The sequence below is a fragment of the Vibrio methylphosphonaticus genome (assembly GCF_023634655.1).
In the GTDB taxonomy this organism is placed as follows: domain Bacteria; phylum Pseudomonadota; class Gammaproteobacteria; order Enterobacterales; family Vibrionaceae; genus Vibrio; species Vibrio methylphosphonaticus.
This window is the reverse complement of record NZ_JAMKMS010000002.1, coordinates 189,376-212,681: the sequence shown is the minus strand read 5'-3', so window position 1 is coordinate 212,681 and position 23,306 is coordinate 189,376. Positions and strand designations below refer to the sequence as shown.

General features: G+C 45.8%; 17 protein-coding genes. 9 read left to right on the top strand and 8 right to left on the bottom strand.

The window, feature by feature from the left end:
* The first annotated feature begins 12 nt into the window (after nucleotides 1-12).
* On the top strand, nucleotides 13-1,191 hold the full coding sequence (locus M9196_RS03280) for a multidrug effflux MFS transporter (protein ID WP_250616095.1): 1,179 nt from the start codon (nucleotides 13-15) through the stop codon (nucleotides 1,189-1,191).
* 177 nt (nucleotides 1,192-1,368) lie between these two features.
* Here M9196_RS03280 and rcnR read toward each other — a convergent pair whose 3' ends face one another.
* Nucleotides 1,369-1,641 (bottom strand): Ni(II)/Co(II)-binding transcriptional repressor RcnR, encoded by a 273-nt coding sequence (gene rcnR / locus M9196_RS03275; RefSeq protein ID WP_250616094.1) that lies wholly within the window; start codon nucleotides 1,639-1,641, stop codon nucleotides 1,369-1,371.
* A gap of 134 nt (nucleotides 1,642-1,775) precedes the next feature.
* Between rcnR and M9196_RS03270 the strand changes: the two genes are divergently transcribed.
* Nucleotides 1,776-2,852 carry a nickel/cobalt efflux protein RcnA gene (locus tag M9196_RS03270; protein ID WP_250616093.1) on the top strand — a complete coding sequence of 359 codons (1,077 nt, stop codon included), beginning with the start codon at nucleotides 1,776-1,778 and terminating at the stop codon, nucleotides 2,850-2,852.
* 215 nt (nucleotides 2,853-3,067) lie between these two features.
* Here the strand turns inward: M9196_RS03270 and gcvP are convergent, their stop codons facing one another.
* The 3 genes from gcvP to M9196_RS03255 form a co-directional block, all read right to left on the bottom strand.
* Nucleotides 3,068-5,932: an aminomethyl-transferring glycine dehydrogenase gene (gcvP, locus tag M9196_RS03265; protein ID WP_250616092.1), complete on the bottom strand. Its 2,865-nt coding sequence runs from the start codon at nucleotides 5,930-5,932 to the stop codon at nucleotides 3,068-3,070.
* An 85-nt stretch (nucleotides 5,933-6,017) separates the two neighbouring features.
* Entirely contained in the window at nucleotides 6,018-6,398 is a 381-nt protein-coding gene (gene gcvH / locus M9196_RS03260) for a glycine cleavage system protein GcvH (RefSeq protein ID WP_250616091.1), read from the bottom strand.
* Between the two features lie 36 nt (nucleotides 6,399-6,434).
* Nucleotides 6,435-7,742 carry a serine hydroxymethyltransferase gene (locus M9196_RS03255; protein ID WP_250616090.1) on the bottom strand — a complete coding sequence of 436 codons (1,308 nt, stop codon included), beginning with the start codon at nucleotides 7,740-7,742 and terminating at the stop codon, nucleotides 6,435-6,437.
* A 428-nt stretch (nucleotides 7,743-8,170) separates the two neighbouring features.
* Between M9196_RS03255 and M9196_RS03250 the strand changes: the two genes are divergently transcribed.
* From M9196_RS03250 to M9196_RS03235, 4 genes are all read left to right on the top strand, one after another.
* Nucleotides 8,171-8,794, top strand: a complete 624-nt coding sequence (locus M9196_RS03250; RefSeq protein ID WP_250616089.1) for a helix-turn-helix domain-containing protein — start codon at nucleotides 8,171-8,173, stop codon at nucleotides 8,792-8,794.
* 373 nt (nucleotides 8,795-9,167) lie between these two features.
* The gene (gene gcvT, locus M9196_RS03245; RefSeq protein WP_250616088.1) at nucleotides 9,168-10,301 is read left to right on the top strand and encodes a glycine cleavage system aminomethyltransferase GcvT; all 1,134 of its coding nucleotides are present in this window, start codon (nucleotides 9,168-9,170) and stop codon (nucleotides 10,299-10,301) included.
* Between the two features lie 356 nt (nucleotides 10,302-10,657).
* Complete coding sequence (locus tag M9196_RS03240; protein ID WP_250616087.1) at nucleotides 10,658-11,713, top strand: S1 family peptidase; 1,056 nt, start codon at nucleotides 10,658-10,660, stop codon at nucleotides 11,711-11,713.
* 271 nt (nucleotides 11,714-11,984) lie between these two features.
* Entirely contained in the window at nucleotides 11,985-13,037 is a 1,053-nt protein-coding gene (locus M9196_RS03235; RefSeq protein WP_250616086.1) for a S1 family peptidase, read from the top strand.
* A 294-nt stretch (nucleotides 13,038-13,331) separates the two neighbouring features.
* Here the strand turns inward: M9196_RS03235 and fruA are convergent, their stop codons facing one another.
* From fruA to fruB, 3 genes are read right to left on the bottom strand one after another with little or no spacing between them, the layout of a single operon-like run.
* The gene (gene fruA, locus M9196_RS03230; RefSeq protein ID WP_250616085.1) at nucleotides 13,332-15,083 is read right to left on the bottom strand and encodes a PTS fructose transporter subunit IIBC; all 1,752 of its coding nucleotides are present in this window, start codon (nucleotides 15,081-15,083) and stop codon (nucleotides 13,332-13,334) included.
* Nucleotides 15,084-15,140: 57 nt separating this feature from the next.
* Nucleotides 15,141-16,082 (bottom strand): 1-phosphofructokinase, encoded by a 942-nt coding sequence (gene pfkB / locus M9196_RS03225; RefSeq protein ID WP_250616277.1) that lies wholly within the window; start codon nucleotides 16,080-16,082, stop codon nucleotides 15,141-15,143.
* Nucleotides 16,083-16,115: 33 nt separating this feature from the next.
* A complete protein-coding gene (gene fruB, locus M9196_RS03220; protein WP_250616084.1) occupies nucleotides 16,116-17,249 on the bottom strand; it encodes a fused PTS fructose transporter subunit IIA/HPr protein in 1,134 nt (377 codons plus the stop codon).
* Between the two features lie 250 nt (nucleotides 17,250-17,499).
* Here fruB and cra point away from each other — a divergent pair, with 250 nt between their 5' ends.
* Complete coding sequence (cra, locus tag M9196_RS03215) at nucleotides 17,500-18,537, top strand: catabolite repressor/activator (protein ID WP_250616276.1); 1,038 nt, start codon at nucleotides 17,500-17,502, stop codon at nucleotides 18,535-18,537.
* 141 nt (nucleotides 18,538-18,678) lie between these two features.
* Here the strand turns inward: cra and M9196_RS03210 are convergent, their stop codons facing one another.
* On the bottom strand, nucleotides 18,679-18,855 hold the full coding sequence (locus M9196_RS03210) for a hypothetical protein (RefSeq protein WP_250616083.1): 177 nt from the start codon (nucleotides 18,853-18,855) through the stop codon (nucleotides 18,679-18,681).
* Between the two features lie 293 nt (nucleotides 18,856-19,148).
* Here M9196_RS03210 and M9196_RS03205 point away from each other — a divergent pair, with 293 nt between their 5' ends.
* Both M9196_RS03205 and M9196_RS03200 read left to right on the top strand, forming a co-directional pair.
* Entirely contained in the window at nucleotides 19,149-20,156 is a 1,008-nt protein-coding gene (locus tag M9196_RS03205) for a LacI family DNA-binding transcriptional regulator (RefSeq protein ID WP_250616082.1), read from the top strand.
* 458 nt (nucleotides 20,157-20,614) lie between these two features.
* Entirely contained in the window at nucleotides 20,615-23,200 is a 2,586-nt protein-coding gene (locus M9196_RS03200) for a glycoside hydrolase family 3 protein (RefSeq protein WP_250616081.1), read from the top strand.
* Nucleotides 23,201-23,306: the final 106 nt, after the last annotated feature.

Sequence of the window (23,306 nt, the reverse complement as noted above, 5' to 3'; positions counted from 1 at the left end):
TACGGAATATCAATGACTCAAGGAATTCGGTACAAAGTCATTCTGCTCGCCTGCCTTATCATTAGCGTTGGTCAACTTAGTATGGGGTTAGTGTTCCCATCTTTACCTTGGATCGCGAAAGATTTTAATATCACACTTGATGAAGCGCAGTTATTGGTGGGCATTTACCTTTTAGGCTTTGGTCCTTCTCAGTTTTTATATGGTCCCATATCGGATGCAATAGGCAGAAAGAAAGTGCTGCTTAGTGGCCTTGTGATTGCTCTTTTGGGTTTAGCGCTGATTATTTTTATGCAGCATTCTTTTGAAGGCATGGTGCTTGGGCGGTTTTTACAGGGGCTTGGGACGGGTTGCTGCGCCGTACTTGCTAGGGCATCGACACGCGATCAGTTTAGTGGCGCAGATCTCCCATTAGCGATGTCATATATCGCGATGGCGGCATCGATTACTCCGGTGATAGCGCCTGTTTTAGGCGGGTTTATCAACTATCACTTTGGCTGGAGCATGGTGTTTGTTTCGCTGTTTAGCTACGTAGCGCTGGCAGGCGCTGTCATTGCCGTTAAGTTTAAAGAAACCGTCGCAGAAAAGTCTTCTATTCCTTCCCCTAGAATGATGATCACGCAATACCGTGAACTACTCAGGTCTCGTTACTTTATGAGCTTTGCGAGTATAGGGTGGCTGAACTTTAGCCTGATGATAACCACGGTTTCTGTAATGCCGTTTATCATGCAAAACCAAATTGGAATGAATTCCGATGAGTACGCGTTATGGGCGCTTATTCCCGCACTAGGAATGATTTTGGGTACCACGCTTTGCAATCGCGTTCGCCCTATCATCGGCAGTAGAAAAATGCTGTTGTGGACTCCAGTTCTTCATGCTTTTTCGGCACTTTGGTTGTTTCTATGTCCACTTGAGCCTGTCTACCTGATGTTCGGCCAGCTACTCATGATTCTGGGTAACGGTATTGCTATGCCTTGTGCTCAGGCTATGGTGATGTTGCCATACAAAAAGCAAGCCGGTGCGGCTGCGGCGCTGTCTGGTGGTGGTCAAATGATCGTATCGTCAATTGTCAGTATGTCTTTGGTGCAACTAGGGCTAAGTCAACCATGGCATTTATCGATAGTGATTGCCGTCTTTGCTTTGATAACATTCTGCAATATTACTCGTGGGTTCAACGTCGCCCAGCCTGTCTAGGGATCAACGCGGGTCAGTTATTCAATAGCGGAGAAAACTGGATAGCGAAGAAAACGGCTTATTAAGATTTAGTTGAACAAACTCTGCTAGCTATGACGCGGAGGACTGCATTATGTCACAGTTTACAAACTAAGAAATTAACGAACTTAGGGCCAGCTTCCGCCTTGAACCTCTGCATTATTTGATATAAGAATCCAAAACTTTCAGCACGATTTCCATATCGGCTTCACGTTGCTGTTTGTCTTCTTCCAGTACTACATGCTCAAGTAAATGACCTTTGATAACTTCCCTCATCAAACCATTTACCGCACCACGAATAGCCGCTATTTGCTGCAACACATCTTGACACTCATGTTCTTTTTCCAGCATTTTTTTTAGTCCGTTTACTTGTCCCTGTATTTTACTTACGCGGGTATTGAGCTTCTTTTGGTCTCTGGTTGTGTGTGACATGACTTATCTTCTTAAGGTGACTTACTGGGCGATTTTAACCGATAATGTAGCACTAAATTTATACTCCCCCCTAGTATTTAATACTAGGGGGGAGTATAGTTTTTGTAAATTTGAATGGATTACAGAGAATAGCAATGGATTTTGTTGCATTACTACAACAAGGGAATGGGTGGTTTTTTATTCCTAGCGCCATCTTACTTGGTGCTTTGCATGGATTAGAGCCTGGGCACTCCAAAACAATGATGGCAGCGTTTATTGTCGCGGTGAAAGGGACGGTTAAACAGGCGGTTATGCTAGGGTTAGCTGCGACTATTTCTCATACCGCTATTGTATGGTCAATTGCTGTAGGTGGGATGTACATTAGCCAGAAGTTTACCGCTGAAGCTGCTGAACCTTGGATGCAACTTATTTCAGGGGGCATTATTGTTTCAACAGGTGTATGGATGCTCTGGAGAACGTGGAGCGGCGAACGAGCTTGGTATAACGCCCATAGCCATGCTCATGACTGGAAAACCCAAATGGTAGATACTGGACATGGGCATATTTCTCTTTCTATTGTTCCGGATGGACGTCATCATCGCTTCCAATTGCGTACGATTAACGGTAAGCCTTTAATGGCGGACAGTGTCAAAGTTATAGCTTCAAGTAAAAACAAGCAAACCGTTGATACGATTATATTTAATGAACAGGCTGGATACTTGGAATCGGAATGCGGCGTTGAGGCATCTGATGATTTCACTGTCACATTGGCTATTGGACACCACGATCATACTCATGATTTTGACGTTCATTTCAATGCAAATGCGCAGTCAGTTAGCGAGAATAAGGAATACCAAGATGCTCATGAACGCGCTCATGCCTTAGACATTCAAAAGCGATTTGAAAACCAAGAAGTGACAAATGGGCAAATACTGCTTTTTGGATTAACAGGGGGATTAATTCCATGCCCGGCTGCTGTAACCGTTTTGCTCATCTGTTTGCAGCTTAAGGCGATGACTCTTGGCGCAACCTTGGTTGTTTCATTCAGCGTTGGTTTAGCTCTGACGTTGGTTACGGTTGGTGTTGTCGCCGCGGTAGGCGTACGAAAAGCGACATCTAAATGGAGTAGCTTGAACGATATTGCGCGTCGAGCCCCTTACTTCTCGGGGGTTCTGATTAGTGCGGTTGGTTTGTACATGGGGGCACACGGGTATACATCACTGATGAGTTAGTGGGGATGGCGACTTTGTTTTGAATACTTTAAAGGTAATAGCGCTAAGCTGTAGATGAGAACCTAGCTTGTTGAATGATGTACTCGGTTCTTTGACTCGTATAGCATCTTAGGCCATGGTACAGCCTCGATTAGCGGTTAAGAGCCATTCTCATATGTATAAAAAAAGCGGACCCTAAGGTCCGCTTTTTCATTGTATTTAACGTCAGCTGAACATTAATCGATGTAGTTATCGATGCTTGGGCAGCTACATACTAGGTTTCTATCGCCGTATACGTTGTCGACACGGTTAACGGTTGGCCAGTACTTAGACGCTTTTGCTTGTCTTGATGGGAAGCAAGCCAGCTCACGTGAGTATGGACGTTCCCATGTGTCAGAAGACAGATCCACTTGAGTATGCGGTGCATTAACGAGCGGGTTATTGTCTAGCGGCCAAACGCCGTCTTTCACTTGAGTCATTTCTTTGCGAATCGCAATCATCGCTTCACAGAAACGGTCTAGCTCTTCCAAATCTTCAGACTCAGTTGGCTCTACCATTAAAGTACCAGCAACTGGGAATGACATGGTTGGAGCGTGGAAACCATAGTCCATTAGACGTTTGGCAATGTCTTCTTCGCTAATGCCGGTTTCTTCTTTCAATGGACGAATGTCAATGATGCACTCGTGTGCAACACGGCCATTGGTGCCACGGTAAAGAACAGGGTAGTGAGGTAGTAGGTTCTCCATCACATAGTTAGCGTTCAAAATTGCGACTTTCGTTGCTTCCGTCAGGCCAGGTTCACCCATCATAGCAATGTAAGCCCACGAGATAGGCAAGATAGACGCGCTACCTAAGTCTGCCGCGGAAACCGCATAGTCTTCGCCTTCTACACCATTTTCGATGTGACCCGGAAGGAAAGGTGCTAGGTGTGATTTAACACCGATAGGACCCATACCTGGACCGCCGCCACCGTGTGGAATACAGAAGGTTTTGTGCAGGTTAAGGTGCGAAACATCAGAGCCAATGAAACCTGGGGTTGTAAGGCCGACTTGAGCGTTCATGTTTGCGCCATCAAGGTATACTTGGCCGCCCGCTTCATGAACCATTTCACACACTTCTTTCACTTGCTCTTCATACACACCGTGCGTAGAAGGGTAAGTGATCATGATGCTTGACAGGTTTTCGCGATGTTTTTCGATTTTGGCCGCAAGATCGATCATGTCGATGTTACCAGCATCATCACATTTCACTACTACCACTTTCATTGACACCATAGACGCCGTTGCAGGGTTAGTACCGTGAGCAGAACTTGGAATCAAGCAAACATTGCGGTGACCTTCGCCGCGGCTCTGATGGTAGCGTTGAATTGCGATAAGACCCGCGTACTCGCCTGATGCGCCAGAGTTAGGCTGTAGCGAAAAGTCGTCATAGCCGGTGATTTCGCAAAGTTTTTCTTTAAGGTCTTGCGCTAGGGCTGTATAACCCGCCGCTTGCTCAAGCGGAGCAAATGGGTGAATAGAACCAAACTCAGGCCATGTCACTGGAATCATTTCAGCCGCAGCGTTGAGCTTCATTGTGCAGCTGCCTAGCGGAATCATACCGTGTGTCAGTGAGAAATCTTTGTTCTCTAGCTGCTTTAAGTAACGCATCATCTGAGTTTCACTGTGATGCGTATTAAATACTGGGTGCGTTAGATAGCGAGTGCTACGGCGGCAGTTCTCTGGAATTGCCGCAAATTCGTTGTTCGCGATTTCAGCAGATAGCTCGTTAACGGAGTCGTTTACGCCAAATACAGCAAACAATGCAGTAATGTCGTCAACCGTAGTGGTTTCATCACAGCTTACCCCTAACTTACCGTCAAGTTTACGTAGGTTAAGATCAGCGTTTTGAGCCGCAGTGAAGAGCGCATCAGTTTGATCACCAGTGTTGATTGTGATCGTATCGAAGAAGCTGTTATTCGCTAATTCAAAGCCAGACTTAGTTAGGCCAGCTGCCAAAATTGCCGTCATGTGGTGAGTACGACGAGCGATGGTTTTTAGACCTTCTTCACCGTGATAAACCGCATAGAAAGAGGCCATGTTGGCAAGAAGGGCTTGCGCAGTACAAATATTTGAGGTGGCTTTCTCACGGCGGATATGCTGCTCACGCGTTTGCATTGCCATACGAAGCGCTTGGTTGCCGTTGCTATCTATAGAGACGCCAATGACACGACCTGGCATCGTACGTTTGTGTTTTTCTTTGGTTGCCATGAAGGCGGCATGTGGACCGCCGTAACCCATTGGAACACCAAAGCGTTGCGCGGAACCAATAACAACGTCTGCGCCCATTTCGCCTGCAGGCTTGAGTAGAGCTGAAGCAAGAAGGTCAGTGGCCACCGTTACAAGTGTCTTATTAGCTTGCGCTGTCGCAATAATGTCAGTGAGGTCGTGTACTTGACCCGTTGTACCTGGGTACTGAACTAAAGCACCAAATACGTCGTGCTCAGCGAGAGAGTCTAGTGAACCAATGACGACATCGAAACCAATGAACTCGGCACGGGTTTTCACGACTTCAATCGTTTGTGGGTGAACATCGTCAGCAACAAAGAAGGTTTTGCTTTTGCTTTTACCAGCACGCTTACACAGTGTCATCGCTTCCGCTGCAGCGGTAGCTTCATCAAGTAACGATGCGTTGGCAATTTCCATACCCGTCAGGTCCATGACCATCTGTTGGTAGTTAAGTAGCGCTTCTAGACGACCTTGAGAAATCTCTGGTTGATAAGGGGTGTACGCCGTGTACCAACCTGGGTTTTCTAAAACATTACGCAGAATAACGTTGGGAGTGAAGGTGTTGTAGTAACCTTGACCGATAAATGAACGTTTGATTTGGTTTAGATTCGCAAACTTTTTCATTTCAACCAACATGTCGGATTCGCTCATTGGCGCAGCCAGTGTCATTGGTTGTTCTAGGCGAATCTGTGCTGGAACGGTTTCTGTGATGAGGGCATCAAGATTTTGAGCATTGATGGCATCCAGCATTTTTTGTTGGTCTGATTTATTCGGACCGTTATGGCGAGCAACAAACTCGTTTTGTGTGCTTAGCGTGTTTAGTAATTCAGTCATGGTTCCTTTACCTTCTCAAAGATCTTCTGCGAGACCCTTAAAAAACAAGCTGCCCAAAATTGGGCAGCTTTAATTTGTGCTTGGCTTATTCGTCTTCGATAGACGCAAGGTAGTCTTCAGCGCTCTTTAGATTATCCAGTTCAGATGCATCAGACATCTTCACTTTAACAATCCAACCGCCGTCATAAGACTCTTCGTTAATAAGCTCTGGGCTGTCTTCGAGTTCTTCGTTGATTTCTACGATTTCACCAGTAATTGGCGCGTAGATATCCGAAGCTGCTTTTACTGACTCAACGAGAGAAAAGCTCTCACCTGCTTCAATTTCGTCTTCGACTTCTGGTAAGTCAACAAATACCACATCGCCCAGCATTTCTTGAGCGTGCTCTGAAATTCCGATAGTCACGGTGCCGTCACCGTTATCACGAACCCACTCATGGCTGTCAGAAAACTTCAAAGTGTTATCCATTGCTATATCTCCAAATATTTTAAGGATGTTTATTCTTTATTGGTAAAGTGGGAAGCGAGCACACAGGGCTTTCACTTCTTTTTTAATGCGTTGTTCAACGTCTGGGTTGCCCTCAGGGGATTCAACCAAGCCATCAAGAACGTCACCAATCCACTCTCCGATGAGTTTAAATTCTTCAGTTCCGAAACCACGGGTGGTTCCAGCTGGTGTTCCTAAACGAATACCAGAAGTAATCATAGGCTTTTCGGTATCGAATGGGATGCCATTTTTATTACAAGTAATGCCAGCACGCTCAAGCGCCTCCTCAGCTTTGTTACCTTTAAGTCCTTTTGGTCTTAGGTCAACAAGCATCAGGTGAGTGTCGGTGCCGCCAGTTACGATGTCACAACCGCGAGTTTGCAATACTTCAGCAAGAACTTTTGCGTTCGCGATCACTGAATCAATATAAGTACCAAATTGTGGGCCTAGCGCCTCGCCGAATGCGACAGCTTTTGCTGCGATGACGTGCATCAGAGGGCCGCCTTGTAACCCAGGGAATACCGCTGAGTTTATCTTTTTGATGATGTCTTCATGGTTAGTGAGGATCATGCCACCGCGTGGACCACGCAATGTTTTATGGGTTGTCGTGGTGACAACATGCGCGTGTGGTAGTGGGCTAGGGTGTGCGCCAGTGGCAATGAGGCCAGCGATGTGCGCCATATCGACCATTAAGATTGCGTCTACTTCGTCGGCAATCGCGCGGAATTTAGCAAAATCAATGGTACGTGGAATAGCAGAACCGCCTGCAATGATCATTTTTGGTTTGTGCTCGATTGCCAATTCACGAACGGCATCGTAATCAATTTCCAGCGTTGTTTTGTCTACACCATACTGAACAGCGTTGAACCATTTACCCGATAAAGCTGGGCGAGCGCCGTGGGTAAGGTGCCCACCTGCATCGAGTGACATTCCCATGATGGTATCGCCAGGTTGCAGCAGAGCAAGTTTTACTGCGCCATTAGCTTGTGCGCCAGAGTGAGGTTGAACGTTTGTGTATTCACACTTAAAAAGAGATTTAGCGCGTTCGATAGCGATGGCTTCAACAGTATCGACGTGTTCACATCCACCGTAGTAACGGCGGTTGGGATAACCCTCTGCGTATTTGTTTGTTAGACAAGTCCCTTGGGCTTGCATGACCGCTTTGGAAACAATGTTCTCTGAAGCAATAAGCTCAATCTGTTCATTTTGACGAGTGAATTCGGCTTGAATACCAGTAAAGACGGCGTCGTCAGTGGCTGAAAGATTGGTTGAGAAAAAGTTTTCTAAGCTGTGGCTTTGGTAGCTTTTTAGGTACTGAGCAGTCATGGCAGTTTACCTTCCGTTATTTGTTCAATATGACGTTTATTCAATATGACGATTATTCAAACTCTCTGTTATTCAGTGGCCGCTTGCGGCGCTGTTTTATGAGTTGAATACTCTGTGTCGTTGTACTGCGCGAACAAAAAAGTTGTTCAATAATGCAGCGTGAATAGGTCCCAATCATTAGGACTAAATCATTCAGCAAGGTGGGTTTTGAACACTTCACTGATTGCGTCAACGCATCTCTTCATCTAACAAGTCGGTAACATACCTCGCGTGACGCCAATAATCAATCAAAAATTTCCTATAGGAAACACAGTTTCCAGTTTTGTTAACCAGAGCACGCTTTATTTTTGACCATGACCTTTAATGAATAAGTCGCTTCATGCAACAATGTCGGTAAGATAAAGGAAGCGACTATTTCGAGGGATAATATGTCTGAAGACATCTATGATGAGTACCCATCTTTGACGCTAGCGAAAGACGCTGCCGATGAACATATAGAGCCGCTTAAACTGGGCGAACGATTAAAAGATATTCGTGCCAAAATGGGCCTGACGTTGGAAGAAGCTAGCCAACGAACCGGCTTGGCGCGTTCTACTTTAAGCAAGATTGAGAATGAGCAGATCTCTCCGACTTTCCAGGCTATGCAGAAGTTGGCGACAGGCCTTCAAATAGACATGCCGCAACTCTTTGAACCACCAAAGAAAAAAGTGGCGACTGGGCGTCGAGACCTGACTAAACAAGGGGAGGGGAAACCACACCCAACTCCAACTTATGAACATGAGTTGCTTGCGACGCAGCTTTCTAATAAAAAAATGATGCCATTTAAGAGCACTGTCCGAGCGCGTGCTTTTGAAGAATATAGTGATTGGGTCCGTCACGATGGCGAAGAGTTTTTGCTTATCCTTTCCGGCACGGTACGTTTCTTTTCTGAATTCTATGAACCGGTAGAAATGAATGAAGGCGACAGTGTGTATTATGACGCAAATATGGGGCATATGCTGATTTCGGTAAGCGAAGATGATGCCCATATTTTGTGGGTGACGGCGAAATAACAAGCGATTGAATGAGTTTCCAATAATAAAGGCAAACGTTTGCTATTGCCGCTAAAATCGCAGAAATTACAGGAAATAAGCAGAAAAGTGCATTGAACAGGCCGCTTCATTTGCATTTGGTTGTGTAATGAGTTTGTTAAATGTCACATTTATGCCTGTTCAAATGTTGTTAATGATGAAAAATTGGCGCATTCTTGTTTATTATAGGAAACATAGTTTCTGGTAGGTGGATTTTTAATCATTGAGCTGATTGATGATTCACTGTGAGAAACGGTGTAAAGCATAGTAATGTGCTCTAGCGGCGAATGCGTTAGGGCTTATAAAGATGACGTGAAAGTTAAACAGCGGCTGATTACAGCTCACGGAGAATAAAATGGCACAAGAACAAGTGACTCAAGATCTATTGACGACACCTTTACACGCTCTTCATGTTGAAGTTGGCGCTAAAATGGTTCCATTCGCTGGTTACGATATGCCAGTACAGTATCCTTTGGGTGTAAAAAAAGAGCATTTACATTGTCGTGATGCGGCTGGCCTTTTTGATGTGTCGCACATGGGTCAACTGCGTTTGCATGGCGAGAATGCCGCTAAGATTCTTGAGTCATTAGTCCCTGTCGATATTATCGATTTACCAGTAGGAAAGCAGCGTTACGCTTTCTTTACTAATGAGCAAGGTGGCATCATGGACGATCTGATGGTGGCCAACCTTGGGGAACACCTGTTTGTTGTTGTTAATGCGGCTTGTAAAGAGCAAGACATTACTCACATTGAAGCGCACCTTACTGATGGCGTTGAGATGGAAGTTATCCAAGACCGCGCATTACTGGCGATTCAAGGACCAAAAGCGGCGCAAGTTTTGGCTCGTCTGGCACCAGAAGTCGCGGATATGCTGTTTATGGATGTAAGAAGCGTTAATCTACTTGGTGCCGACTGCATTGTATCGCGCAGTGGTTACACTGGCGAAGATGGGTACGAGATTTCTGTACCTGCGAACCAAGCAGAGGAGCTTGCTCGTAAGCTTACCGCAGAAGAAGAAGTGGAGTGGATTGGCCTTGGTGCTCGTGATTCACTGAGACTAGAGTGCGGTTTGTGCCTATACGGTCACGATCTTGACACCACAACGACGCCAGTAGAGGCAAGTTTGTTGTGGGGAATTCAAAAAGTACGTCGTGCCGATGGTGAGCGTGCGGGTGGCTTCCCTGGTGCGGATATCATCCTAGATCAAATTGAAACCAAAGCCGTGAGTCGTAAGCGTGTTGGTCTGGTTGGTCAAACTAAAGCACCGGTACGTGAAGGCGCGGTACTGTTTGATGCTGATGATAATGAAATTGGTATTGTCACCAGTGGTACAGCTGGGCCGACAGCAGGTAAGCCAGTGTCTATGGGCTATGTGAAAACAGAGTTTATGCCAGTAGGCACTGAAGTGTTTGCAGAAGTGCGTGGTAAAAAGTTGGCAATGACCGTTGAGAAAATGCCGTTTGTGCCTCAGCGTTATTACCGTGGATAGCTCGTTTGCGTGGATAACTAGTTACGTAGATAGCTAGTCGCGCGGATAGCGAGTTGTGTGGATAGCAAGTCGTATAGATAACTGGTCGCAAGAATAGTAAGCAGAACAAGTGCCCCTGAGAGTCTGCGACTGACGGTTACTCTTAAAAACACCGCATTATGCGGTGTTTTTTTTCGCCTCTAGAAACTGAGAGTGCGCCTAAACACATATGGCTAACGCAATAAAGTGCGAGAAATGTTGTACTTAATGAGAGTTAGGTTGGTATGGCGCCTTTGGCGTTTGCATGAAGTTGGTTTGAATGATATCAATTGAACTCTAGCCATACAGAGCGATAGTCAACAGGGAGTAACTATTTCGTGGTTCAGTTTTTAAGGAAATCTTATCTAGCGGTCATTGCGCTATCAACGCTATGTTCAAACGTATTAGCTGAAGACAGTACGAGTTCAGCAGTGGCGATATCGCCTTATATTGTCAATGGCTCCAATGCTGATGTGAGTGATTACCCCTCCTTTGTCAGCCTGTTTCAGGATTCGAGTGAGTATAATTTTTTCTATTCAGTGGCACCATATTGTGGAGGAACATTACTGAATGATCAGTATGTGCTGACCGCTGCTCACTGTATTTATGGCAATCAAGAGTCACAGCTTTTTACTATGGCTGCCCCCCAATTACAGAATGAAAATGATTATCTAACCGCTGAAAAGCAACGTGTGGTCGAGATTTATCATCCGGCGAACTATAGCAACGATATTGGGCAACTATTGCCTAATGATATTGCGATATTAAAACTTGAGTCTGCACTGAGTATCGGCACCGCGATTGCCCAGCCAAGGGATGAAAGCTATCGCAGCGGCAATCATGTTTTTACGGCGGTTGGTCACGGTAATACACAGTCAAATGTTGATGCGACAAGCGTGTTACAAAAGGTCAATCTTAGCTGGGTGGATAATTCTGTCTGCGCGGGAGAATTTGATAATGGTCATTACCTAGAAAGCTTCCATCTTTGTTTTACCGGTGATTATAGTGCGGTAAGTCACTTGCTTGCTGGGAGCTGCCAAGGTGATTCTGGCGGTCCGATTTATTGGGATGATGCGGGCGTGCAGACGCAAGTTGGGATTACCAGTTTTGGTCCTGTTCCTTGTGGAGACAATACGCGGAACGTGACGGCTGTATTTACAGAAATTGCGGATTACTCAGACTGGATTAATGACGTATTAAACGGGCAGATCGATCCAGACTATGTATCCACAGACGAAGAAAGAACGGCGTACTTGATTAGTCAAGGCTTTGATATTCGATCAAACGAGAGCACAACATCGAGTAGTTCTGGTGGCGGCGCGATATCATTATTTGCGTTGTTGATGCTCACTTTTTTTGGTTGGAAGAGAGAGCGTCACGTGTCAGCCAAGTAACACTTTTTCGCTATTGCTTTTTAAAGACCTCGCAGTGCCGTTGCGGCCACGGGGTCTTTGTTTTTCTCTCCTACGAATACAAGCGCACAATCAGCAGCCATATTGCCCCGACTCTATTCTTAAAAATGATACTTAGCCAGTTAGTCTCAATAAACGGGCTTAGATGCACGTTGGCTTGATACTTTTCAACGATTTTCTTTCTATACTGTTAATGAAAGCACAATAAATTTGCCAATTTGGGATGTGCGTCAATTGTATGGAGGGGCTTTGTATGGCATGGATGTTGAAAAAGCAAACTCGTGAGATCACTCAGAAAATACTGCTTGCTATGTGTGCTTTGGGCGCGCTTCCTATTCACGCTGAAGATGTAGATATCGCCCCTATGATTGTCAATGGCGAGGATGCTAACGCGGCTGATTACCCTTCTTACGTCGGCCTTTATATCGATTCTAGCGAGTATGATGGTCGCTATTCGGGTGGGGCCTATTGTGGGGGTACCTTATTGAACTCCGAATATGTCCTCACCGCCGCTCACTGTATTGAAGGCGATCTTGCCGCTGGTTTATTCACCACTGTGATTCCGATGTTAGAAAACGAGAGGAACTTTCTAAACGCTGATAGAAGGCGAGTGGTTGAAGTGTATATCCACCCCAGTTTCTCAAATAATATTACCGCTCTGCTCCCTAATGACGTGGCAGTGCTGAAATTAGAAACTTCCACGTCTTCGGGTACTGCCGCAACGCTAGCATCCTCTGAAAGTTATCGCTCTTCCAGCAATACATTTACCGCGGTAGGTCATGGTAACGTCCGATCGAATGTTGAAGGAACGACAATCTTGCAAAGAGCCAATTTAGTGTGGGTCAACAATTCGGTGTGTGGTGCTAATTTTAGAAATGGTGGCAACTTAACGGATAAGCAGGTGTGCTTTACCGGCGCAGTCAGTCAATCAACAGGATTAAAAGCAGGCACTTGTCAGGGGGACTCTGGCGGCCCCATTTATTGGGATGATGCGGGTGTGCAGACACAAGTTGGCATCACGAGTTTTGGCCCTTCGACCTGTGGGGACAGCAGTTCGGCAGTGACAGCCGTGTATACCGAAGTGAGTGACTATCGCGTTTGGATTACTCAAGTGACTGACGGATTAGAGACGCCTAGATATGTGTCGGATGACCTCGCACGGAGTAACTATGTCGCTCAGTATGGCCAAGTTGTGTATACCGGAGGGACCTTTGCCTCTGGTGGTGAGGGAGGAGGCGGTAGTGTTGGTTTGTTCTGGTTAGGCTTATTGATGGGCGGATTTTTGATAAGAAAATTGCCGTCTTAGACAAGTATTCGCTAGATCACTAGCCGTTCAGACTGCGACTAGCTGAGATAGCGTTCAGTTTAGATAGCGTTCAGTTTAGATAGCGATTGGTTTAGATAGAGAGGAATTTAGATAGCGAGTAGCTTGGGTAACGGCTACCGTTAATAGTGATATGCATTGAAGAGACGACTAAGGTGTGGTTTCTCAACTCACGGAAAGTAAAAGGCGCCGCAGATGCAGCGCCTTTTTTAATGATGGTGACCCACCCTAAGTAGTCTGTCTTAAATCATTCGGACAAGGAACCTTCGTACCCAATTAAGCGTTAGCCACCTGTTGCGTTTCCGCGCGGTGCTTTAAGAAAGCGTAGGTAAAGCCTGTCACCAAAGTACCCGCAGCGATAGCGACTAAATACATCAGTACTGGTGAAATTGCTCCAGGAATAAGCAATACGAACAGACCACCGTGTGGTGCCATCAGTTTTGCGCCTACAAGCATAGATAGTGCACCCGTTAGCGCGCCGCCAGCCATACATGATGGGATTACGCGCATTGGATCTTTTGCTGCAAATGGAATGGCACCCTCAGAGATAAAGCACATGCCTAGTACGAAAGATGCTTTGCCTGCTTCGCGTTCACCCGCTTCAAACTTATCTTTTGCAAGGAAAGTCGCAAGCCCCATACCCAGAGCCGGCACCATACCTGCGGCCATGATAGCGGCCATTGGAGCATAAGTTTGAGACGCAAGCAGACCAACGCCAAAGGTATACGCTGCTTTGTTGACCGGACCACCAAGGTCAAAACACATCATGCAGCCCAAGATAACACCGAGTAGAACCGCATTCGCAGAACCCATATTATTTAGGAAGTCCGTCATTGCAGACATAATGCCAGCCACAGGGCCGCCCACGATGTAAACCATGACTAAGCCAGTAAACAAGCTGGCAATAAATGGAATGATCAAAATAGGTTTGAGCGCTTCCATTGATTGCGGCAACTGAACTTTATCGGCTATCAACTTAGCTGAATAGCCCGCAAGGAAACCTGCAACGATACCGCCTAAGAAGCCAGCACCAGTCGAGCTTGCCAGCATGCCGCCGATTAGACCGGGCGCAAGACCTGGACGGTCAGCAATGGAAAAGGCAATAAAGCCAGCAAGAACCGGAATCATTAATGCAAATGCGCTGCCACCACCGATGGTCATAAGCGCAGCAGGTAGAGACCCTTCTTCTTTAAAGGCTTCAATACCAAATACGAACGAAAGGGCGATAATCAAACCACCAGCAACCACGACAGGAAGCATGTGAGATACACCTGTCATTAGGTGTTTATAAACGCCTTTTTTCTCTTCTGTTGCGGGTGCTTGATTGTTTCCACCTGCGTGAGCATAAGGAGTCGCTTCAGAAAATGCCTTGTTGATCTCTTGTTCGGTTTTTTTCAATGCAAGACCTGTGCTGGTCTTGTACATGTTTTTGCCGTTAAAACGATCCAAAGGAACTTCGATGTCGGCGGCGATGATGACAAGATCGGCATCTGCGATATCTTGATCACTAAGTTGATTTTTAGCGCCAACTGAGCCGCGAGTTTCCACTTTAATCTGGTGACCAAGGCGCTTCGCTTCGTTCTCCAGTGCTTCTGCTGCCATGAATGTATGCGCGACACCAGTCGGGCATGCTGTGATAGCGACAATCTTTTTCGTGGTAGACGAACTCTCGTTATTTACGGGCTCGGTAGTGGAAACGGTGAGTGCCGCTTCTTGGCTTAATGTTTGAGCATCACTGATCGCTTTGCTTAAAAACGCCTTAGGGTCACTGGTGCACTCAGAAATATTGGCTTGATAAACACGTTTACCAATTAAACGCTGTGTATCGACAGGCGCGTTTGCTGCAATGATAATCGCGTCAGACTCAGCGATTTGAGCCTCAGTTAATACTTGCGTTTCTACAACACTGGAGTGGCATTCAACGCTGGCATCATGGCCGAGTGCTTTGGCTGCTTGATCAAGTAATCCGGCGGCAATAATGCTGTTCGCTACCCCACTAGGGCAGGCGGTAATGATTGAAATTTTCATAGATTCGACCTTTATGTCCATTTTGTCGTGTTAAATCAGAATCATCAATACAGATGCTTAACGATTTAGCGCTTGTGACGGTATTTGTTTTTGTAGGGATACAACGTCTTCTTTACTTGGTACACCAACGCCAACCTGGCCAACGGCCAGAGCAGAAAGTGCAGTAGCAAAGGAGAGTAATTCGAGTTTTGGCATAGATTGCATGTGGCCCCAACATAGCCCAGCAACTAGTGTGTCGCCAGCGCCAACTGTGCTGACTACACGCATTTTTGGCGGCTTTGCTTGAAGCCATTGGTTATCATGTAACCATAGAACGCCTTCAGCACCCATGGAGACAACAATGTTATCTATGCCTTTATCAGAAAGCGTTTCGGCCGCTTCCAAACAGTGTTCTTGAGTGCTGAGTTCACGCCCAACGAATTGAGAGAGCTCTTCATCATTGGGTTTAATTAACCATGGCTTCGCATCTAAACCCTGGGTTAGCGCATCGCGGCTGCTATCAAACAGAACTCGTTTGCCATTGCTTTGTAGCTTTTCAATCCATTGTGCGCACTGCGCGGCGCTAATACCGCGTGGTAAGCTACCAGCAAAGACAAAGTAGTCATGGCTATGCATGAGTGTTTCGAGTGTTGCCTCAAACTGAGTGATCGCTTGCGCGTCAACCTCAACACCCGGGAAATTAATGTCACTGACTTCACCACTGTTTTCAACTAGCTTCACATTGATACGCGTCGAGCCAGAAACACGAATGAATTCGTCTTTGGCGTTTAACTCCGTAAAGAGTTGGCAAAAAAGCTCTTGATTGTCGGTTCCTAGAAAGCCTGTTACCGTCACGTCTGCGCCTAAGTCGGATAATACTTTAGCAACGTTAACGCCTTTACCTGCCGCATGCAGTGAACCGTTGTTGACTAAGCTCACTGAACCTTGATTGAGCTTATCTAAGCTGCCAGTAAGATCTAAAGCAGGATTGAGGGTAATAGTGACAACTTTATTCGTCACTGATGGTTCTAATTGAGTCGTCATCATCAATCCTTATCCTTCACCAAGACCAGAGGCGATAGCTTTTCCAATGGCGTCTAGGGCTTGCTCGGCATCGACACCGTCGGCGCTAAATTGCAATTCGTGACCGTGCTTAACACCTAAAGCAATCACTTTCATTAGGCTCTTCGCGTTAACTGCTTTCCCTTCGCCGTTTAGGTTTGATACTTGAATCGTTGCTTCAAATTTTTTCGCTTCAGCAACCAGCATTGCGCCAGGGCGGGCATGCAGACCATGAGCATTTCTGATTTTGAATACCGCGACATTACCACTGTCACTTTCAACGACTGGTGCTTGTTCACCAGTGAAGAATGAGAGTAGTTGTTCTGCAGAAAGTGATAGCAGTTTACTTTGCTCTTGCTTAAAGACGAGGTCGGTAATTTTACTAAGCATCACTTCGTGGGCGTTGTTACATGCCGCGAACGCAATAAGTGCTTGTACTGGTGTACCATCCAATTCGCATTGGTTAATCGTTGAGACAAAGGCCATTCCAGTGCGAGTGACGGCTTTATCACTACTGACTAGCCATAACCCTTTGCCAAGGTGCGTGGGGGACTTGGTCACAAGGTCGGCAACAAACTCAGCGCCAGTGCCACCTGTGTTTTTAAGTAAGCCACCGGCAACCGCAGCCATTTGAATCATTTCACTTGCAGGGAAGTTAAGTTGAATTAGTGAAGCATCAAAATCGGCTTCAAGCTGCACGTCGCCATTTAATAGCGCCATGATCTCTTGTTCGGTTTTTGCCTGTTTCAGCTTTTGCTCCACACCATCAGCAGACAGCACTTTAGTCAGCTGTTTCAAAATACCTAAGTGTTCGTCTGATTTAGCCGCAATGCCTATCGCGACGTAAGCGATATTACCGTTACCCCAGTCAACGCCATTAGGGAAGTGATGCACTGCAACACCAGTCGTTTTTACCAAATCACGGGTATCTGTCGTGCCATGAGGAATCGCGATACCATTACCTAGAAACGTTGAATTTTGACCTTCGCGATTAAGCATCCCATCGACGTAACCTTCTTGAACTAACCCTTTTGCAGTTAGGTCTGCCGCGATGACTTTAATGGCACTAAGTTTGTCGTTTGAAGATTGATTGAGTTTAATGTTGTCGCTATTGAGTTGAAGCATGTTTGCTCACCTACGTTATTCTTGTTTTTAAACCGATTAGTTCTTTGCTTTACATAAAGACTGAATCGATTCAGCAAAATTATAAAAAAATTCAGCAAACCATTTTCACTGCATTGGTTTCACTGTACTGGTTTTACTGTGGCGATATCCTATCACTGTAAATATAGGCCAGTTTTCAAAAGTGTGAACTTTGCTGAATCCTTTCAGCTTTTATACTGAACCGATTCAGCATATAATTCAACTTGTCAGCATGGTTGGAATTCATTTATATGATCCATCGCACAGAAAGGATCGAGATATGACTTTAGATGAAATAGCAAAGCTTGCAGGGGTGTCAAAGACCACAGCGAGCTATGTGATTAACGGTAAAGCACAGAAATATCGAATTTCTGAAAAAACTCAAAAAAAAGTGATGGCGGTGGTCGACGCCCACAATTATCGTCCCGATCACGCAGCATCGTCGTTGCGCGCAGGGCATAGTCGCTCGTTTGGTCTTATTATTCCGGATCTCGAAAACTCCAGTTACGCCCGGATAGCTAAGCTCCTTGAGCAAAACTCTCGTAAGGCGGGATTTCAAATTTTAATTGGCTGCTCTGATGACGATCCGGAAACAGAAAAGCGCGTAGCAGAGGCATTAATCTCGAGACGTATTGATGCGCTATTTGTCGCCAGTGCGATTACGGACGCCAGCGATTACTACTTTCCTATCCAACAAAGAGGGACGCCAGTTATCGCGATAGACCGCTCGTTGGATGATGAGCATTTTAGTTGCGTGATCAGTGAAGATTTTGGTGCGGCATTTAATTTGACGTCTTCGGTATTAGATGAAGAGACCAAGAGTATTGGTTTGATTGGGGCGTTGCCTTCGCTCAATATCTCACGCGAGCGTCAACTCGGTTTTGAAGCTGCGGCCAAGTTAGTCACGACGCAATCTAGCGTGGTTTATGGTGAACACTTTAATCGTGAGGAAGGTAAACGTCTATTAGAGCAGTGGCTTGATGCAGACCAATTGCCAGACTCCATTGTGACGATGTCATACACCTTGTTAGAAGGAGTCTTAGACGTTTTCCTAGAAAAACCGGAACTGATGGGAAAGGTGAAGCTAGCAACCTTTGGTGATAATAGACTGTTGGACTTCCTTCCTTTCAAGGTTAATTCATCTCCTCAACAGTTCGATCTTATTTGCGATAGTGCGATGGAATTAGCGTTGAACGCCGCGGCTAAGCGATACAACCCTGGCATTGAATTGATTCCAAGAAATATGACCATCCGCCACACTGAGGATTAGTTGCGATTCTTTAAACTCGACTCATGTATTTAGCAGATGCAGCTAAGAAGACGAAGAGATGTGGTAGAGAAAGTGGAGCTGTAAAGCGTAGCGGCGTGATTAACCGCTACGTTATTTTCAATCAATGACTTTTGCCATCAATTACTGCTGAGCGCAGTTAATGTCACCCAAAGCGGTACAAATTTCTTTTTCGTGTTGCGCATCGGCTTCCATTTTATTGCCAATTTCTTGGTTGTTACGATTCTCGTTGGGCGCTGCGCATCCCGCCAAAATAGCCGCTAATCCTAATGCACATACCACTGCAAATTTAGAACGCATAACGAACTCCTTGTTAATTATTGTTACATAAACTTATCATCTTTATTTAGGTGGTTATAGTGATTAATTATATAGATGCCCTGATTGCTCATTAATTGGCTAAGTTATAGGGGGAATATCACCGTGATGAGGAGTTTTCGTACAGTACAATATTCGATGACTTTGTTTACCTTTAACTTTGTATTTCTGTTGCCCGCTCGTAGACACAAAATGTGATGTTGCCCTTTTCTTATTGGCAAGGAATTCGTTATGTTGTGACCTAACAAGAAATAATAAGAGAATTCACAACACCAATGTCAGCTCAAAAAGCCACCATTTATGACGTAGCCAAACGTGCAGGCGTGTCAGCAAGCACCATTTCACGTTATCTAAATCGCACCTCATTCATTGCAAAAGAAAAAGTCGATGCCATCGAGTTAGCCATATTTGAAACGGGCTTTAAGCATAAATCTCGCAAAGGAGAGCCAGATACAAAAAGGAATATGACTATAGGCGTGATTGTTCCATCCTTTGATACGCCTTACGTTAGCCGAATTTTGCTTGGTATGGATGCGCAGATGCATAACCACAGTTATGACCTTATTATCGAGACCACGAATTGGGACGTCGCGAGAGAACGTAGTGAACTGAAGGATTTAGTTAATCGGCAAGTGGATGGCGTGATCATTATTGGCGGTGAGTTGGTAGAGAACGAGATAGTGCGTATGACCGGAGACATACCGGCATTACTGATGTGTCGCAGTGGCTCCGGATTGCTGCCTATGATTAACGTTGATAATGAAATTGGCGCGTATCTCGCCACGAATCATCTGTTGCAACTTGGGCATAGCAAAATATTTCATGCCATGGGCGCGAGAGGTAACATTGAAACTGAGCAGCGATTAGCTGGGTTTAAAAGAGCAATGACAGCGGCTGGGTTACCAAGTGGTGAGCCGACGTGGATTTCGGCTAACTTTGAACCAGACGAAGCGTGTCAGAGAACCATTGAAATAATCGAATCTGGCGCCGAGTTTACCGCCGTGTTTGCCGCTAATGACTTATCCGCATTTGGTGTGATTCAAGCCTTGCACCGAAAGGGGGTGCGCGTGCCCGATGATGTGTCCGTTATCGGCTTTGATGATTTGCCCATAGGGGAGTTCTACATACCGAGACTGTCCACCATGCGTCAACCGTTTGCGCAGATGGGGGAGATTGCTATTCGTTATATATTAGACCTTATCAGTGGTAATGAACCGGACTATGACATTCCACCCGTGTCTATTGTGGTCAGAGACAGTACGAGCAGCATTGCGCTTAGTTGATTGTTAACGAACTTAACCTATAGGTTTATAGGTTTATAGGTTTATAGGTTTATAGGTTTACAGGTTTATAGGTGAATAAGTTAATGGATTCATAAGTTAACGGTGATTAGTTCTATAAGCCATTAAAAACGGTTGTGTACAAATATTGACCATATGTAGGGGCAAATTAAAGGCCATATAGAAAGTTTCATGCTAACTATCTGATGGGTAGGGATTTAACCATAACTCGACACATAAGTTTCATGATGTCTGGCGGTATTGTGGAATGTTTCCGAGTTTTGTTACCTACTCTCAGAGGGGCTTATTCCCTGTGATTTAGGTCACGAATGAGACGCTCGTTCGCTTATATCATCGCTGAAAGTTTTGAGTTCAATGCACATTCACCTCTAACGCCTCTGCGAGAGCGTGCACTGACATCTTATTTATACGCCCGGTATCAAACCCTTAGGACATTTCACATGACATCAATCACGCCTTATTTCTCAGATTGGCCTCGAATCAATTCCTCTATTCAAACCGATCCAATGGTTGAGAAGGAGATTGCCCGTATTGTTGCTTTGATGACGGTAGAAGAAAAACTTGGTCAGATGATACAACCTGATCTGAGGGGGGTGACTCCCGAAGAAGCGAAACAGTATAAGCTTGGCTCTATCCTAAATGGAGGAGGGGCGTGGCCAAATGAAAATAAGCGTTCTTTAGCGCAAGACTGGGCGGATAAAGCCGACGAGTTTTGGCACGCAACCGAAGAGGCGTTCGCAGATCGGCCATTTCGTATTCCGTTCATGTGGGCAACGGATGCCGTGCACGGTCATAATAACGTGTATAGCGCGACGGTGTTTCCCCATAACATTGGGCTTGGTGCGGCGCGAGATCCTGAACTCATTCGTCGAATCGGAAAAATTACCGCATTGGAAGTCGCTGCGACAGGCTTAGACTGGACATTTGCGCCGACAGTCGCGACACCACGCGATCTCCGTTGGGGCAGGGTATACGAAGGATACTCTGAAGATCCCGAGATCACTTACGCTTATGCGTCGCAAATGGTGATTGGTTTGCAAGGTGACCAAAATGAGCTGAAAAGTGAGTATAAAGTCATTTCCAACGTCAAACATTGGGTAGGGGATGGCGGAACCTTAACGGGTGTTGACCGTGGGGTGAATGCCTATAGTGAAGATCAGTTGCGTAATATTCATGCCATGGGCTATTTCAGTGGCTTAGAGGCTGGAGCGCAAGTGGTTATGTCGTCGTTTAATACTTGGGAAAATCCCGCCAACTATGATCACTCGCCACAGAGTGATATCACCGGTGAGGGCAACGCTTATAACTATAAGATTCATGGCAGTAAGTATCTTTTAAATGACGTACTCAAAGACAAAATGGGCTTTGACGGACTGATTGTGACCGACTGGCATGGCCATGCTGAAATTAACAAATGCACCGATGGTAATGCCACTTACGCTATCAACGCTGGCAATGACATTTTAATGGTGCCGGTTCATGAGCACTGGATTGAAGTGTATCGCACGGCATTAGCGGATATTCACTCTGGCGTTATCCCCATGGCGCGTATAGATGATGCTGTAACACGCATTCTACGAGTGAAAATGAGAGCGGGATTATGGACAAAGCCAGCCCCTACTCAGCGAGTCCTTGCTGGTAATCAAAGTTTGCTGGGTGCACAGGCACACCGAGAGGTTGCTCGTGAAGCGGTACGAAAATCGCTAGTGTTATTAAAAAACAACAATCAAATATTGCCGCTGAGTAAAAACCAGAAAGTATTGGTGACAGGCAGTGCCGCCGATGATCTTCAAAAACAATCGGGCGGATGGAATCTGACTTGGCAAGGTGATGAAAACACCTTAGAGGACTTTCCTGGTGCGACGACACTGAAAATGGCATTAGTGGCTGAACTTGGAGAGAGCAATGTTACGTTTGATCCTGCGCTGAAAGAAGATGTGCAGCCAGGAGATATCGCGATCGTGGTCATTGGCGAAGATCCGTATGCGGAAATGATGGGTGACATTAAAGCATGGCAAACCCTAGAATTTGCCCAGTTGAAGCGCAGTTATCGAAAAGATGTGGAGAAAATACATCGCTTGCATGCGGCGGGTGCCAAGATCATTACCGTGTTCTATAGTGGTCGTCCTTTATATCTTAATAAAGAAATCGCCATGTCTGACGCATTTGTTGCCGCTTGGCTTCCGGGCAGTGAAGGTGAGGGCATTACCGATGTTTTAGTCGGAGATGAACAGAAACAGCCACGTTATGACTTCCAAGGTAAGCTGTCTTATAGTTGGCCAAACAAAAAGCTGAGTGCAACGGTGAATCGCATTCCTCAGCACATTCCTAATTACCAAGTTTCACCGCATGAACAAGATCCTAATGGGGAGCATGCACCACTGTTTGAGTATGGCTACGGGCTGAATTATACCTCGCTATTGCAGGAGCGCGATTTGGATCGGCTTGATCTCGATGACAGTGACCATTTCACGGAAGGCAATGTGCCTCCGGCAATCGAGCTGTATGGTGTTCGCTCAACGATTGGTGATTTTCAGTTACTTGTTGCCCAAGCGCATGATGGGGAAGGCGTTGAAGTGTCTCGCAATAACCCAATGAGCTTTGCATCGATAGAGACTAAACCCTATAACTACCAGCAGCAGCAAGATGCGGTGAGTTTGGTATTTAAAGAGGCTGGCGCGTCGGTTTTCATCACAACAACGGATGGGGAAACGGAAGACTTTAGTCGCTTTGCCCACCCAAAAGGCGGCTTGAGTTTTGAAGTTAAGGTCACCGAGTGCCCTACTGGATGCGTGTATGTGGCAGCGCAAAATCGACAACAACTAGGGGTAGAGTCGCGCGTAGTGAAAATTGATATTACTGAGCAACTGCAAACGGTTGATGAGTTTGTGACAGTCATGGTTTCAAGTGAAGAGTTTACTAACAAAGGGGTAGATTTAAGTCAACTTGATACACCATTTGTGTTGTTAACAGACACAAGGCTTGCGATGGTATTAGCCAACATCCGCTGGTGGAATGCACCTTAGTCTGTGAACGCGCCTTAGTCTGTGATCGAACCTTAGTCTATGAACAAACCTTAGTCTGTGGTTAAAACTCACTCAGTCGACGAAAAGCGATAACCTATTCAGCTAA